We start from the raw sequence: 16,026 nt of genomic DNA, 5'->3' as shown, positions 1-16,026 counted from the left end.
TATTAATTTAAAATATAATTTCGTTCCATTTTATAAAGTTCTACATTGTTATCATTTAATCTCGGTATTACAACCATATCATATATTGTAGCATAAGGCTTGTCATCGTGTTTTCTTAACAATCGACCTCTTCGCTGAATAAACTGTCTAGGATTACCTGTTCTACTTGCAAAAATTCCAACTTCTGCTCGAGGAACATCAACACCTTCATCTAACATTTTCATAGCAAAAAGCATGTCGATTTTCCCTTCGGAAAAACCTCTTAATAAATCTTTCAAGTTTTGTCCGCCACCAACGTAGGAATTTATTTTTAGATTAGGTAAGATTTCATGTCCCGCTACTAAAAATTTATTAAGCATTCGTTCCGAAGTTCCATCTTCTTCGTAAACGTAGCCTTCTGGAATATAAGTAAAAATATATTTAAGTTTGTTTATCTGTTTTAATTCTAATAAAATTTCTTTAAAACATTCAATCTTATTGTTTGCTTTATGGATGATGCTTTTTCTTTTTAAAAGTAATATTTCTACAATTGGATCTTTTTTAAATTCCCCTTTTTCAAAATCAAAAAACTTCAAAAGCTTTTTAGAAATTTCGATATATTCTTCTAGTTCATCTTCATTTAATTCAACAATTACGGGGTGGTATTTATAGCTGCATAAAAAATCATTATCCATAGCTTCTTTCATTGAGAAGCTGTAAGTATAAGGCTCTTTATCATTGAAAAATTTATCTATAAATGCTGTACCTTCTGGGTCATAAATTCGTTTTGGTGTTGCCGACAAACCAATACGTTTTTTTATCAATGAATTGTTCATTGCGGCTTTGATATTTTTTGCACCCATATTATGCGCTTCATCTGCAATCAAAATAAATTCTTGCTCTACTTTCTTGAAATATTTTTGAAATTTAGTCGAAGTGAAACTTGCATAAGTTGAAATCAATACAAGATCCTTTTTTAAACCAGCATTGAAATTACTGACATAATTAGAAAATTCTTTTTCCCAATTGCTTCCGCCACCTATTTTAATACTATTTTGAAAATTAAATGACAACACTTCTTCTTCCCATTGATTAAGTAACGCTATTGATGGCACTAAAATAACGACAAAGTAAGTATTGGTTTTTTTATACTCGTTTAGGACACAGTTAAGCGAAGTTTTTGTCTTACCCGTTCCGGTTGCCATACCAAAAACACCTGTAAAATTATTTTTTACCCAATTACTATAAGCTTTATTTTGATACTCTCTAGGTTTGTATGGAGGAGGAAATCGTGGCTCATTAAAAATTTTAGAAACGGTTTTATTGAATTTCTCTTTTAAAGCCTTATTTACTTTTTTGATTTTATTCTCTTCTTCGGTATATGCGTCCCCGTTTAATTCTACAAGCTCTACCTCTTCATCTAAAAGCTGATATTCATCAAGTGAAATAGATTTCTGCTTTATAATATTGATAAGTTTCTCTGGATTCAAATAAATAAAATCCTTTGATTCTTTTTTAAAAATCTGGTCATAATCTACAGTCTCATTTTTGATATTTGCTCGTTCGGATGCTTCGCCCCAAGAACGATTGATAACAAAGCTTTCGCCATTGCAAACTATACCTTTATAAGTAAAATTACAACTGCCAACGATATTAATTATGTTGTCTTCAGTATCCCAAAACAAAGCTTCCTTATAGTGTGAAATCTCTCCGCTTTTCGTAGTTACGGGAATAACACCAATTCTATTATTATCAATTAAATAGCGTAAGCAATTATAAAAATGATTTACCTGTTTTTTTGTAAGTACATCATTTAGTCGGTCTAAATCGCTTAATATATGCTGCTCAATAGCGTTATAAAAGTCAGGCTCTAAAACGTATTTATCATTAATTAATTTATAATCATTTTCGTTTACAAAGTGATTTATTAAGAAATCAATTGTACCGCCGTTATAAATAAACTGTGCAAAGCCATAAGATAAAGTACTAATTGATGAGGAACTAAAATAACCTAATTTGAATTGTATCTTTTTTGAAATAGGAATAATCTCTCCGAAAAACTCGAAAGGAATCATTTCTCCAGATGAGGACACTTTTAGAGTAACAGGTAATTTTACATCGATAAATGACATAAAGAATTTGATAAGATATATTAATCGATAAATATAAGAAAATTAATAAAAAACAATTCAATTCTATACTTTATAAATTAAAAAAAATGTAAAATTTATTTCGCCTACATTATGGCTATTGTATTATCGCACGAGAAAACCACCTTTCACAAAAACACAGCAACAATAAAAATCGTTTTCAATAGAAAACATTTTTAATTGATCATTTTTTATAAACATTCCTCGAATATTATTGCTTTAACTGAATAAATTTTAAGTATTACCGCCATTAATATTTAGTTTATTTAACAATTATGCAAATCTGCAACAATTCTTAAAAAAGTGAGATCCTTTTTGTAAACTAATAAATATTTTGGCTACATTTGATTAGTAATCAAAGTGTTGTGTTTTAATTGCTACATTTTAGCATTGATTTAGAGTACTGATAAACAATTATTTTTAAAAGCAGTTTATAACCTTAAAAAATAGTAAGCATTACCATCTTAAAATATAATTATAACTGCCCTTTAATAATTATAGCAGCTTTGAATTTTATTACTAATTGCAAGTTATTAATACTTGAGAAATTTGTAATCGCACCTACAACCTTACAAATAAAGTTTATCAATAATGTGAGAATAATTTAAACTATTTCTTATAACTAATAAAATATTTTGACTAATTCATAAAATGCTTTTTTCAAGGTAAAAATGTTTTTTAAGGAATAAAATTCTTAAAGCATTATAATTCAATTAATAATACAAATAATATGGCAATAAGTCAAATCGAAAGTTTTCGATTTGACTTTAAATCTTGACACCATACATTGCAAGGAGTTCAACTAAAACTAAAAACCTGTGATTTCACATCGTTTAAGTTCAACTGGAATAAAAGAGAAATTATTGTTTTTAATTTAATAAAACTTCAATAATAGATTCTCTAATACGAATAGTGTTTTGCTCCTAGTTTTGAATTAAAAGAATAGTATCCCAATCAATCAAAATAAAATAGCGCACTTATTATAAATTCGACCATATATTCTGAATTCCAAAAGCCCTTTTGGACAAAAAACCTACAAACAAAAATTAAAGGATTATTCAATTTCAGCAAAGCAGCTCATTAAAGTTAAAAATTTATGCGAATACATTAATACTAATCGCGATGCTGAAATTAATCACCCGTCAAAAATAATATGCCTTAATTAAAGGTAAAATTGCTATGACTGCTATTTACGAAAGGTATTGTGTATCCGAACTTAGAATTTATAATATACCAAAATCAATAGAAAGAGAATGAGACTCAGGGTTGCCGAAAACTGCACAGAGTAGGCATAAATCTTAAATGTTTTTAAAATGGCAAAAGAGAAACTAGAGCTTAAAGCAGTTCAAGAAGCAATTGCAAGTTCAAGTGCCGGTTGGCAAGCTGGCACTACAAGTGTATCAGAATTATCGGAGGAAGACAAAGTAATTCTGCTTGGTTATACTCCAGCACCAGGTGCTCCGAGTTTACAAGATCAAGAACGGTCATGTGAGGCAGCGTTATCCAATTATTTAGCACAATCAGCAGCAAATTTTTCAAATTCTTATGGCGCACCAGCAGCACTGGACTGGCGTAACAACGGAGGAAATTTTGTAACTCCTGTCAAAAGTCAAGGTAGTTGTGGTTCTTGTGTAGCTTTTGGAGTAATCGCTTCAGTAGAAAGTCAAATAAAAATGCTGCGTGGCGCATCTTATGCGATTGATCTTTCAGAAGCACATTTTTTTTATTGTCATGCAAGATCAGAAGGACGTAATTGTGGTTATAATAATGACCCAAAAGGAGGATGGTGGCCCGAAAATGCAATGAAACTTTTTCAGTCACAAGGGGTTACAGAGGAAGCCTTTTATCCATATACTGCTGGAGATCAAAACTGCACTGGAAAACTAGCAGGTTGGGACAGTCGCCTTACTAAAATAGCAGGATATTCGAAAATTAATGGTATTGAAGCTATAAAAGAATATATAGCTACTAAAGGACCTGTAGAGGCTTGCTATAGCGTATATCAAGATTTTTATAACTATAGATCAGGGGTGTATAGATATACATCTGGAACACTTCTAGGAGGACACTGCGTATGTATAGTGGGGTATGATAGTGCAGGTGGATACTGGATATGTAAAAATAGTTGGGGAACAAATTTTGGTGAGTCGGGTTTCTTTAAAATTGCTTTTGGACAGTGTGGCATTGAAGGATCAGTGTATGGAGCTACTGGAATAGTAAATAACTACAATATTAGTGGCGTTAAAGTTCAAGGGTTATGGGCTACTAATGAAACTAGAAACGCTTGGGTATTTCTCAGTAATGGACAAGGCTGGAAGAAAATAGGGAATTTAAATGACACTTCCTTTATCAATATACTTACACAATTAACCTCTGCAAAAGCTACTAATTCTAATGTTAACGTAGTGATAAAAGACAGTTTGATTCAACAAGTATATGTACTCTAATTATAAATAATTTAAACAAAAAATCATGGCAAAGTCACCAGTAAAAAATCCACCAATAGCTCAAGATGAGTCCGGGGAAGCAAGTGTACCATCTTTACATTTAGAAAATTCAAGTAGTTCTGTATCAATGAATGATAGTGAAACTAAACCAACTTTAGATCCACCATTCACAAGTAGTGGTGATGCAGAAGATAGTTTTGGCGCAGGAGTTTGGAATAATGATAAGAGGATAAACGGATTGTTTTCAACTAATGAAACAAGAAACGCGTGGATAAGCGTAGTAGGCGTAGGTTGGTTGAAATTAGCTAACAGTATTGATTCAGCTAACGAGTCACTTAATATAGTGGCAAACGCCGCAAAAATCAAAAACTCACCGATCAACTATCTACTTGAAAACGGTCAAGTGACCCAAATTTACGTTTGGTAATCTTGTATCTTTGAAACATCTGAAAAGTGTTTAAGTGATTATCATTATGTAAATACTTTTCAGCTGTTTTTTATCTATTAATTTAAAAACATAAAACAATGGCTATCATAGATAAATCTTTTAGTGGAAAAAAAATAGTAGCTCATAAAGGAGATGTTATTCAAATAGACTTAGCAGAAAATGCAACAACAGGATATGTATGGAAAATAAAATCTATTGATGACAAACAGTTGCAAGTGAAAAAAAATGAAAATACGTTAGCGGGTTCTGGTATTGGTGGGGGCGGAATGCATACATTTTATATTGATGTCATTAGCGAGGGCACTAGTGAGTTGCATATTGCACTTGGAAATCCTTGGGAAAATGATACAGAGGAGACTTTTAGTATTACCATAGAAAGTTAAAATTATAAACAAAAATTTAATGGCGTTATAAAATGCTTAAAAGTAAAAAGTAAAAAGATCAATCCATACTATTTTATTTTTGGTTTTGTATTTTAGTGGTAACGCCTAATTCGTATTGTAATCATCAAAGTAATTGCAGAAATTAGAAAGTAAGTAATTAGAAGAAAATAATGCCTTTATTTTTTACCATATAAGCCGTGTAAGTTTTCAATATAATCTTTTATAAGTTTTGAATTTATAAGGCTAATGAATGGTTGATTAGCGTTAAATTAACAACATATAAGTAATTAAATTACAAAAGCTAAATACGAAAGTATTCTGTACCTATAACTTAGTTGAAAGCTTGCCAAAGATAAAACTTGAGTATTTTATTTTTTAAAATAGTTTCACTCTGACTACCAAAATTAAAATAATTATGTCTCGTGTTTAATCAAATTATGATAATTTATAACAATTGCAAGGTGTAAAAAATAAACATCAACTATTAAACAAGTAATTTCTTTATTTCTCCTTTTTACCAAACCAAATTTCATTCTATATACAGATTGTTGCTTTAGTAGATTGTATTAAAGACCTGACCGAAACATTTTAAAAATGTGCAAATAAAGTAGCAAATAGTATATTTAAATTATTTGAAATCTACTATTTAAATAGTTATTATAAAATTAAAAATCTGTACACTCTTTATAAGGCCTTAACAAAAAATAATCGTTTGTTGTCTTTAAATGTTGTTCTAAATACAATTATAAAATGTGACTTAAAAATCTTTATTTAAAACAGTTACTTATGCCAAATAAATATAAAACACCTGGCGTTTATAATGAAGAAGTTGTCAACTTTCCGCCTCTGATAATAAAGGTAGAAACAGCAATTCCGGCATTTATTGGGTATACTGAAAAAGCTAAAGAAAACATAGACAACGACCTAATTAATATCCCTAAACGAATTTCTTCACTACTAGAATTTGAGAGTAATTACGGAGCAGCTTATCCAGAAAATTCGATTTCAGTAAACATTGTAGATATGTTACTCTATGGAAGTTTGCAACGTGTCATACACGTAAATCCACCTAATAATCCTAACTCTTTTTTAATGCATTATGCATTACAAATGTATTTTGCCAATGGCGGTGGTCCGTGCTATATCATAGCAGTTGAAACTTATAAAGATGAGCACAAAAATGAAAATACAATAACTTTATTATCTTTAAATAATGGTCTTAATGTATTGAAAACCGGAGATGAACCAACATTGATTCTTTTTCCTGATGCAAAATCATTAAGTAAGGTTGATTTTTATTCGCTTTATAGCAATGCACTAATTCAATGCCATGAGATGCAAGATCGTTTTACAATCATTGATACTCGCGAATCAAAAAATAGTTTAGAAGACACAGCAACTTTAAGAAGCAACATAAATCTAGAAAAAAATTACTTACAGTATGGGGCTGTTTACTATCCACATTTAGAAACTATTTTAAATTATAAATACAACGAAAAGGATGTGATGATTAATCACCTTTCTTATACTGCTGATGTACTTATAAAATCACTCAATGATTTTAGGGCAGCTAAAGTAAGATTGCTGTCTATTATTTCAAGTCTCATAACTATTACTGATGATACAATTATGGGTTCGATAGCCGCTGTTATTACTTATATTGAAAGTCCATTCGGGTTTGACAACTTGGATATTGGCGTATTTACACTTGTTAAAAAAGCTGATTTTTCTATTTTAGTTAAAGCACTTAATAAAGATTTGAAGAATATAACAGCCCAAAAAAACTTAGTGAAAGATGCATGTACTTCTGCTATTGCATCTCTGGAAAAATCAACTATTAATAATGATAGAATTCGAGCCGCTACATCATCATTTATTACTGTATTTGAAGACACAAATAACATTGAAAGCATTAAAAAGAATATTAAGAATTTAAGCTTACAAATTAAAAATGCGCATAGTGATGCTGAAATTAAAAATCTCGTAAAAACAAATGCAGTAAATATAATAGACGAGATTCAAAAATTGTTAAACTATACTCCCATTTTAGGTTTACCTAAAGATACTTTAACAATAGCAAGAAATATTTTTGCTCCTATTCCAGCGCTTTTGGAAACTATAACAACTGAACTAGAACTTATAGATGCAATTGATGAAAGCAAAGGTATAATTAATCGAAAATCTTTAGCCGATATTGAATCCATTGACAATGCAACATATAATATCATTAAAGCGCAAATTTCAGATTTATCAGTAATTATGCCGCCTAGTAGCTCCATTGCAGGCGTATATGCTAAAATTGATAGCAATAGTGGTGTATGGAAAGCTCCTGCTAATGTGGCATTGAATTATGTAATTAAACCAACAATTACTATTACAAATATTGATCAAGAAGTTTTAAATATTGACACAATAGCAGACAAATCAATTAATGCTATCAGACATTTTGCTGGTAAAGGGATTCTTATTTGGGGAGCGCGGACTCTTGCAGGAAATGATAGTGAATGGAGATATATTTCCGTGCGAAGATTTTTTAATATGATCCAAGAATCTATTAAAAAATCACTAAAACAATTTGTTTTTGAACCAAATGATGCCAATACTTGGATTCGCGTGAGCGTTATGATAGAAGATTTCTTGGTCTTGCAATGGAGATCTGGAGCACTTACTGGTGCGAAGCCCGAACAGGCATTTTATGTAAAAGTCGGTTTGGGACAATCAATGTCAGATTTAGATGTTTTGAAAGGTAGATTGATTATAGAAATAGGAATGGCTCCACTACGACCTGCCGAATTCATTATTATAAAATTTTCTCAGAAAATGCAAGAGATTTAATAGCTAAAACAATGTTTGACAAAGCGATAGCACTAATAAGATAGTTTAAGTACGAGTTTAAAATAGAATTTAACCTTTGTCTTGATCTACCTTTTTTAAAATAAAAGTAAAAATCAAAATTAGCTATCGAGTTATATATTTTGAGCGAATTAAGAAATATAGCATAACACTATTGGTAAACCATAGCTTTAAAAAAAATTTACATTAAAACTATTAATTAATTTTTAAGTATTTTCCTTAAAATAAAATGATTTGCGCCTTAAAAACGAAGCAAATTATTTCTTGCTGGTTTTTTTCTTAACAATTCATAACTTAAAAAATTGTAATCATGCAAAAAACATTCTATCAAAAAGAGTTGCTTCTTAAAGCAACTCAACAAAGAAGAGGAGTAAATAATAATAAGAAAGAAATTGAAAAAATTCAATCTTGGCTTAGTTTATTCTCACTGCAAAACCCTAGTTCTGGGACTGCTACAGGAATTGATGGCGATTTTGGTCCAGCTACTGAAAAGGCTGTTATGAATTTTCAAAAAGCAAAATCACTGTCGCAAACCGGTGTTGTCAATCAAGCCCTATTTGATTTACTTGTTTCACCTATGAAAAAATCATTTACAGGAACAATAACTGGCAATAACCTTAGAGAATTAATTATTAATGTGGCAAAAAATCATTTGATAAATAACCCTTTTGAATTGGTCATTAATCAACAAACTAATTCAGGACCATGGGTTCGGGCCTATATGGACGGCCATGAAGGTAATACATGGTTATGGTGTATGGGTTTTGTACAAACAATTTTAGATCAAGCTGCTTCAATTCAAGGTAAAAACTTCAAAACTTTGATGCCGTTAACTTATAGTTGCGATACAGTAGGCACAACTGGACTTCAAAAAAACATCTTGACCCGATTTCAAGTAGCGCGTAGAAATCCTGCCTTGATAAAACCTGGAGATGTTTTTTTAATACAAAGAACTCTTCATGATTGGACACATACAGGCATAGTTATAAATGTTAGTGGAGATGTTATTGAAACCATAGAAGGAAATACAAACGGCTCGGGATCTGCTAATGGTAATGCGGTAGTGAACAGGATAAGAAATTACAAACAATCAAAAATTGATTTTTTCTCCATAAAGTCTCTTGTATAAAAATTAATAAATTAGGTGAAATAACAGGTTATTAGTAGTAAGAAATGTTTCATAGCTCTTACTATTTATTTAAGCAAGGTTAAAGCATATTTCCTTGAGAATTTAACTGCAATCAAGATCATGACAATGAAGTTTAAGTGTGTATTTTTCTTGGATAGTCTTCTTTACCTCAACAGAAAAAAATATGTAAAAGTGTAAAGATTTTTTATCGCTTAATTGCGTGGGATATAATTTTCAGTTATAAAATTTCTTTTTAGATTTTAGCCGTAATCTATTAGACGATAATTAAACATGGTTTTAATATTTGTTATTATTACTTATATAAATAATATATGTCCTTTTCTGCTAAAAAGTATAATGTAAGATTCACATATACACTATCACATTGCAGGTGCTTGTCAAAAACATCGTACCTAATACTTTATTATGTTAATTCTAACCAAAACTTTATCAACATTTAAAATTTTAATGGCTCTTTTATTATCTTTAAAATTAATTTTACATTTATAAAATTTATTCAGATGAAAAAAATAGCTATACTATCACTTTCTGTTTTTGCATTCCTTTCTTTCAGTTGTGATGCACAAGTCAAGCCTAATGATATTGCCATAAAAGATGATGTTAAAAATTACACTTTAGAAGTTGTAGCAGCAGATATTGCCATTCCGTGGGGAATGGACTGGTTGCCTGACGGTTCAATGCTTGTTACTGAAAAAAGTGGAGTGCTTTATCATATTAAAAATGGTGTAAAGACTGAAATTAAAAATGTACCAAAAGTTTACACTCGTGGCCAAGGTGGATTATTAGACATTGCTCTGCATCCTAATTATACTAAAAATGGATGGATTTATATCACCTACTCTTCTGAAGAAGGCGAAGGCAATGGCGGGAATACAAAACTTATTAGAGCTAAATTACAAGATGGTAGTTTAACTCAAATACAATCACTTTATAAAGCGACACCTAATACTAGTAAAGGGCAACATTTTGGATCCCGAATAGCATTTGACAATCATGGTTACTTGTATTTTTCTATAGGTGACCGTGGAGAAAATATGGTGAACCCACAAGATATAACCCGCGATGGCGGAAAAATCTACCGACTACATGATGACGGAAGCATTCCTAAAGACAATCCTTTTGTGGGGAAGGATGGCGCTAAAGAAGCTGCGTTTAGCTACGGAAATAGAAATCCTCAGGGAATGGCAAAAAATCCTGTAACAGGCGCTATTTGGGCACATGAACACGGACCAAAAGGTGGAGATGAAATTAATATTATAAAAAAAGGAACTAATTATGGATGGCCAGTAATAACCTATGGTATTGATTATGACGGATCGACAATTAGTTTAGAAACTGAAAAACCAGGAATGGAAAAACCTATATATTACTGGGTGCCATCGATTGCTCCTAGCGGAATGGCATTTGTATCCGGCGATAAATATCCTAACTGGACAGGTCATTTACTTGTAGGTTCTTTGAAGTTTCAATATCTTGAATTGGTTAAACTAAAAGGAAATGAAGTAGTGGGAAGACAAAAAATAGCAACAGACGTTGGCCGATTAAGAGACGTTAAGCAAGGACCAGATGGCTTTATTTATATGGGTGTCGAAGGAAAAGGAATCGTTAAAATTATACCAAACTAAATGCTATTGACAACAAGATTATTAATTGGTTTTACCGCAATTGCGATGACTGGGATTTCGCTTTGTAATCCATTTTCAAATGAAAAATATTTTGATTTGGAAACAAAAAATAAAACTTTAGTAAAAACACAATCACCGGGAAAGGAAATATATCTTGATTTTTGTATCCAATGCCACGGAGCTAATGGTAAAGGGGATTTAAAGAACTTCCCTTCGCTCGACGGTTCTGACTGGTTGAAAAATAAAAGAAAAGAAAGTATAGCAGCGGTCAAGTTTGGACAAAGTGGCGAAATAGTTGTTAATAATATTAAGTATAATAACGCTATGCCAGCAATGGGACTTTCAGACCAAGAAGTTGCTGATGTAATGAATTATATTATGACCTCTTGGAGTAATAAACAAACTAAAATTGTTACCGTAAGCGAAGTAGCAGCAATAAAAAAATAGATTTAATGGCGATTTAATTTATAAAACCATTAAGAACATTAAGAAATTTAATTTTGTCTTAATATTACTTAATTTTCTTAATGGTTAAAAAAGTAACCTAATGTGACAACAAAAATAGTTTGTTTTGATAATAATTACTTTTTAGAAAAGCGATTTTTTTTACTAAAAAAGATACCCCACTGATAAACCTCCATAATAATTCACAGGATTTCCAGGATAAAAATAACGCGGTGCAGCAGCTCCAAAACCAACAGCATTAGGTAAAATATTAGCCGCGTACTTAGTGTCTAAAACGTTATTAACCCCAGCATTTAGCTCTATTTTTATGTTTTTAATAACTGTAAAAACATAAGTGGTTTTTAAATCAAGTAAGGAATAGCGCTCGCTATATTTAGCGTTGGAATCATTTAATGGAATTTTGCCCATCGTTCTGAATGAGCTGTTGATACTAAAACCATTTTTTATATTCAAATCGAGTCCAAAATTAAATTGCTTTTGGGGAACACCCGTCAATTGATTTCCTGAATAATCAGCGTTGCCATCTATAAACTCCTGAAACTTAAAATTATTTACTGCTCCTGAAAAATAAGGTGTGATTGTTAGATTATTCCATAGTACACAATTATAGTTGACTAAAAATTCCAATCCGCTATGTGAACTACTGCCTGCATTGATACCAACAAATTGATCTTCGGCGGTGCGTCTTGCGACTAATAAGTTTGTTATTTGTGTGCTGTATAAAGTTATTTCTGTGTATAACTTATTTTTAAGCCAATTCCCTTTAAAACCCATTTCATAATTCCATCCTATTTCGGGTTTCAAATTAGTATTTATCTGTCCATCGGGAGTCAACGTCTCAGCAACCGAAGGTGTTGAAAATCCATTGCTCAACGATGCAAACAAGTTTTTGCCGTTGATAATTTTATAAGATAAACCCACTCTTGGAGACAAAACCGTACCAAAACTAAAAGGTTCTTTTACTCCAGTTGTTGTATTTTCAAATACATTTTTTAATGAATAATTAGTACTGTTGAGCGCTAAACCTGTTTCTAAATGCAATCTATCTGAAAGTAGAAGCACCATTTGCAAAAAGTAATTGCTGTAATTTCGATTTTGCTTCATAGCGCTAAATTTATCGCCTTGTATACTTCCTTGACTGGGTTGCGACTGATATAAATTTCTAAAAAGTGCATAGTTATAATTTTCATATTGCGTTTCAGTTCCCAAACTTAATTCCAATGGTAAATTCAGTAATCTATCCTTATAATTTACGTTTGCTCGATATCCAATTGCGATCGTTTTATCATCAATAATGTCGAAAGGTCGTGGCTCATAAGCATTTTTTAAATTAGAGAATAAACTAGTTTGTATAGACCATTTGTTGGAAAATCGATGTTCATATCCTAATCCAACCATTACTTTATCATAAGATTCAAATCCTTTAGCTGCTGCCCAATTGCTAGCAGCTCTGTCAGGATTGTTTTTTAAATCTGTTTCATTTATAGAACTTGGGATAAAAGCTTTCAATCGAGTAAAGACTCCTAAAAACGATAAATTGCCTTTAGTGCCTATTTTTTGTTTGCCATGCAAATTAAATGATTTTCTTTTGTAGGCACTATTCACTCTATATCCATCTACTTCTAGATCAGTATAACTAGTAAATAAATTCGTTTTCGCATCGCTATATCCTGCAGAAAGTCGTTGTTGTACTAATCCAAAACTTCCAAAAGTGGTTGTCAATTTTCCAAAGGATTTTAATGATGGCGTTTCTCTAGAAAATAACTGAATCACTCCTCCTAAACCAGAACCAAAACTAGTAGCATTTGGCCCTTTTATGATTTCTATCTTTTCTATAGAGGCTAAGTCAATATCGTCAAAAGTAGTTTCCCCTTCACTGGAAGTCAACGGAATCCCATCAAAATAAGCTTTAATTTTATTAGTACCGTATTGTGATCTTGCTCCTATACCACGAATGGTAATTCTATTGGTATTCAAAGCCCCTTGCTGCATAGTGACACCCGGAATTTTATTTAAAATTGGAGTAAGTATAATACCGTCACTTTTAGCAATATCAATACTGCTAATCACAGCAACAGAAGCCGCCGAGTTTTGCAATAGATTTTTAATAGGTGAACCTTGTAAAGTAATTCCAGAAAGAGCAATAGTGTCTTTCTTTATTTGACTAAAAGCTGAAGTAGAACTAATAAATAAACTGAGGCTACAAATAAAATATTTAAACAAAAGGGTAGTTTTTTTGATGAATAATTAAAAAGTTAAAATTAGTGCTTATTTATTATTTTTAATAATCAATCCGTTACTAATTAAATCTAATTGTCATGTGCTACGATACTTTTTTTATTTATAGAATTAATTGTATTAAATTTTCATACAATTGATAATCCTAATTACCCTTTTCTTTGGAAGTAAAAACCGTAAATTATATAATAAATTCATTTTAAGTAGCAAGATATATAAATCAACCACTCCTTTAAACGGTTATCTTTGTAAAACTTGTGAAAATAAAAAATGTCTACATTAACCTGTATAAACCACTTCGAAAAAAACCATTATGAATAAAATAGCATTATCAATAGCAACGATTACTATATTGTCACTAATTACCATTTCTTGTAATCGAAGCAAAGCCAATGGAATTGAAACAGAGGATAATATAATTTTAAAAGATAGTGTAAAAATAGATTCAGTTGAACAGAAAAAAACTTTAACTATTGACACTGTAGATTATAATAAAAGAATGATTGTTTTAAGCAATAACGACACAACAGGAAGATGGCCTGTAAAAACACCATATCCATTGCCTGGTGCGATCCTGCCTTATAACAGAATTATTGCTTTTTATGGAAACTTATATTCTACTAGAATGGGTGTTTTAGGAGAATATCCCCGTCAAGAAATGATTGCTAAGCTTAAAGGCGAAGTAGCTAATTGGCAAGCTGCTGACTCCACTGTTAAAGCAATTCCAGCATTACATTACATTGCGGTTACTGCTCAAGGCGCACCAGGAAAAAATAACATGCATCGCTTAAGAATGCCTTTTAAACAAATTGACACCGTGATCAGCTGGGCAAAACCTATTGATGCCTTAGTGTTTTTAGATATTCAGGTGGGACATAGTACGGTTAAAGAAGAAGTAGAGCAATTAAGATCCTATTTTGCTTTACCCAACGTGCACTTAGGAATTGATCCTGAATTTTCAATGAAAAATGGAGAGCGCCCAGGTTCAAAAATTGGATATTTTACCGCTAATGACATCAATGATGCAATTGATATTTTAGCTGATGAAGTGCGAAAAAACAATCTTCCACCAAAAGTATTAGTAGTACATCGATTTACTCAAGGAATGATTAAGAATTATAAAAACATTAAAATAGTACCAGAAGTTCAAATTGTGATACACATGGATGGTTTTGGTAGTAAAGTATTAAAAAGATCTACTTACCTAAGTTATATTTATAGAGAACCTGTCCAATTTACAGGTTTCAAATTATTTTATAAAAATGATAATTGGAACGATTGGAAAATATATCAGCCTGAAGAATTAGTAAAATTCACCCCAAAACCCTTATACATTCAATACCAGTAAATTAAATAGCGCAATATGAAATATAACCTCTTTTCAATGTATGTTGGCTTTTTATGTTTGGTAAGTTGTCAACCAGAAACTCGCAAGACTGTTCCTGAAGTTGCAGTTGAAACTATAGCTGTTCCAAAAAAGCAAATCATTGTTAAGAAAGTTATGGCCGATGCAGCAACCATTCTTGCAAAGAAAGAAGTACCCATCTTGTGCTATCATAATATAAAAGACTTCAATGCTGAATCGGGTGAAATGACAAAAGTTTATTCAGTGAAACCGCCTGAATTTGCTGCTCAAATGAAAGCATTGGCGCAAGCTGGTTATCAAACAATTTTGCCTGAACAATTATATGATTATTTAGCGTATGATATTGCATTACCTGAAAAACCCATCATGATAACTTTTGATGATACTAGAGATGAGCAATATGATATTGGCGCAGCCGAAATGAAAAAATATGGTTTTAAAGGTGTATTTTTTATAATGACAGTATCAATTAACCGACCTGGTTATATGAGTTTAGAGCAAATTAAAAATCTATCAGATCAGGGACATGTTGTTGCTGCACATACATGGGATCATCATAGAGTTACTAAATATACCGGTCAAGATTGGAATGTGCAATTAGTTAAACCAAAGGCAAAATTAGAAGACATAATTGAAAAACCATTAACTGATTTTGCCTATCCTTTCGGATTATGGAATACTGAAGCAATCGCTGAATTAAAAAAGAGTGGTCATAAAATGGCTTTTATCCTATCGACAAAAAGGGATTCAGTAGATCCGCTATATACCATTAGAAGAATTATAGTTTCTGGAACATGGTCAACGGAAAGAATGATGAACTCCATAGAAACTTCCTTTTAGCAACCATTGTACATGTAATACATAACTTTTTAATAACGTTAATTTAACATCTAAATAAATTTCTTAAAGGACTTTTGTACAA

General features: G+C 31.3%; 11 protein-coding genes. 9 read left to right on the top strand and 2 right to left on the bottom strand.

The annotated features are described in order from the left end of the window. Positions 1–2 precede the first annotated feature (2 nt). A complete protein-coding gene (locus RCH18_RS02725; RefSeq protein WP_326935230.1) occupies positions 3–2,111 on the bottom strand; it encodes a DEAD/DEAH box helicase family protein in 2,109 nt (702 codons plus the stop codon). A 1,331-nt stretch (positions 2,112–3,442) separates the two neighbouring features. On the opposite strand from RCH18_RS02725, the gene RCH18_RS02720 reads away from it, so the two are divergent. The 7 genes from RCH18_RS02720 to RCH18_RS02690 all read left to right on the top strand — a co-directional run bounded on the left by RCH18_RS02720 (position 3,443) and on the right by RCH18_RS02690 (position 11,482). Next, on the top strand, positions 3,443–4,576 hold the full coding sequence (locus RCH18_RS02720) for a C1 family peptidase (RefSeq protein ID WP_326935229.1): 1,134 nt from the start codon (positions 3,443–3,445) through the stop codon (positions 4,574–4,576). 25 nt (positions 4,577–4,601) lie between these two features. After that, positions 4,602–5,003: a hypothetical protein gene (locus tag RCH18_RS02715; RefSeq protein WP_326935228.1), complete on the top strand. Its 402-nt coding sequence runs from the start codon at positions 4,602–4,604 to the stop codon at positions 5,001–5,003. A 98-nt stretch (positions 5,004–5,101) separates the two neighbouring features. Next, positions 5,102–5,407: a protease inhibitor I42 family protein gene (locus RCH18_RS02710; RefSeq protein WP_326935227.1), complete on the top strand. Its 306-nt coding sequence runs from the start codon at positions 5,102–5,104 to the stop codon at positions 5,405–5,407. Positions 5,408–6,193: 786 nt separating this feature from the next. Further along, entirely contained in the window at positions 6,194–8,242 is a 2,049-nt protein-coding gene (locus RCH18_RS02705; RefSeq protein WP_326935226.1) for a phage tail sheath C-terminal domain-containing protein, read from the top strand. Positions 8,243–8,570: 328 nt separating this feature from the next. Beyond that, positions 8,571–9,389, top strand: a complete 819-nt coding sequence (locus tag RCH18_RS02700) for a peptidoglycan-binding protein (protein WP_326935225.1) — start codon at positions 8,571–8,573, stop codon at positions 9,387–9,389. A gap of 521 nt (positions 9,390–9,910) precedes the next feature. Further along, positions 9,911–11,035 carry a PQQ-dependent sugar dehydrogenase gene (locus RCH18_RS02695; RefSeq protein ID WP_326935224.1) on the top strand — a complete coding sequence of 375 codons (1,125 nt, stop codon included), beginning with the start codon at positions 9,911–9,913 and terminating at the stop codon, positions 11,033–11,035. Continuing rightward, positions 11,036–11,482: a c-type cytochrome gene (locus tag RCH18_RS02690; RefSeq protein ID WP_442788139.1), complete on the top strand. Its 447-nt coding sequence runs from the start codon at positions 11,036–11,038 to the stop codon at positions 11,480–11,482. It begins immediately after the preceding gene. Between the two features lie 162 nt (positions 11,483–11,644). Here the strand turns inward: RCH18_RS02690 and RCH18_RS02685 are convergent, their stop codons facing one another. Further along, a complete protein-coding gene (locus tag RCH18_RS02685) occupies positions 11,645–13,723 on the bottom strand; it encodes a TonB-dependent receptor (protein ID WP_326935222.1) in 2,079 nt (692 codons plus the stop codon). 328 nt (positions 13,724–14,051) lie between these two features. Here RCH18_RS02685 and RCH18_RS02680 point away from each other — a divergent pair, with 328 nt between their 5' ends. Both RCH18_RS02680 and RCH18_RS02675 read left to right on the top strand, forming a co-directional pair. Next, positions 14,052–15,086 carry a hypothetical protein gene (locus tag RCH18_RS02680; RefSeq protein WP_326935221.1) on the top strand — a complete coding sequence of 345 codons (1,035 nt, stop codon included), beginning with the start codon at positions 14,052–14,054 and terminating at the stop codon, positions 15,084–15,086. Between the two features lie 15 nt (positions 15,087–15,101). Continuing rightward, the gene (locus tag RCH18_RS02675) at positions 15,102–15,944 is read left to right on the top strand and encodes a polysaccharide deacetylase family protein (protein WP_326935220.1); all 843 of its coding nucleotides are present in this window, start codon (positions 15,102–15,104) and stop codon (positions 15,942–15,944) included. Positions 15,945–16,026 lie beyond the last annotated feature (82 nt).

Source organism: Flavobacterium sp. PL11, assembly GCF_035985025.1.
Lineage (GTDB): Bacteria > Bacteroidota > Bacteroidia > Flavobacteriales > Flavobacteriaceae > Flavobacterium.
This window is presented reverse-complemented; position numbering and strand designations above follow the sequence as displayed.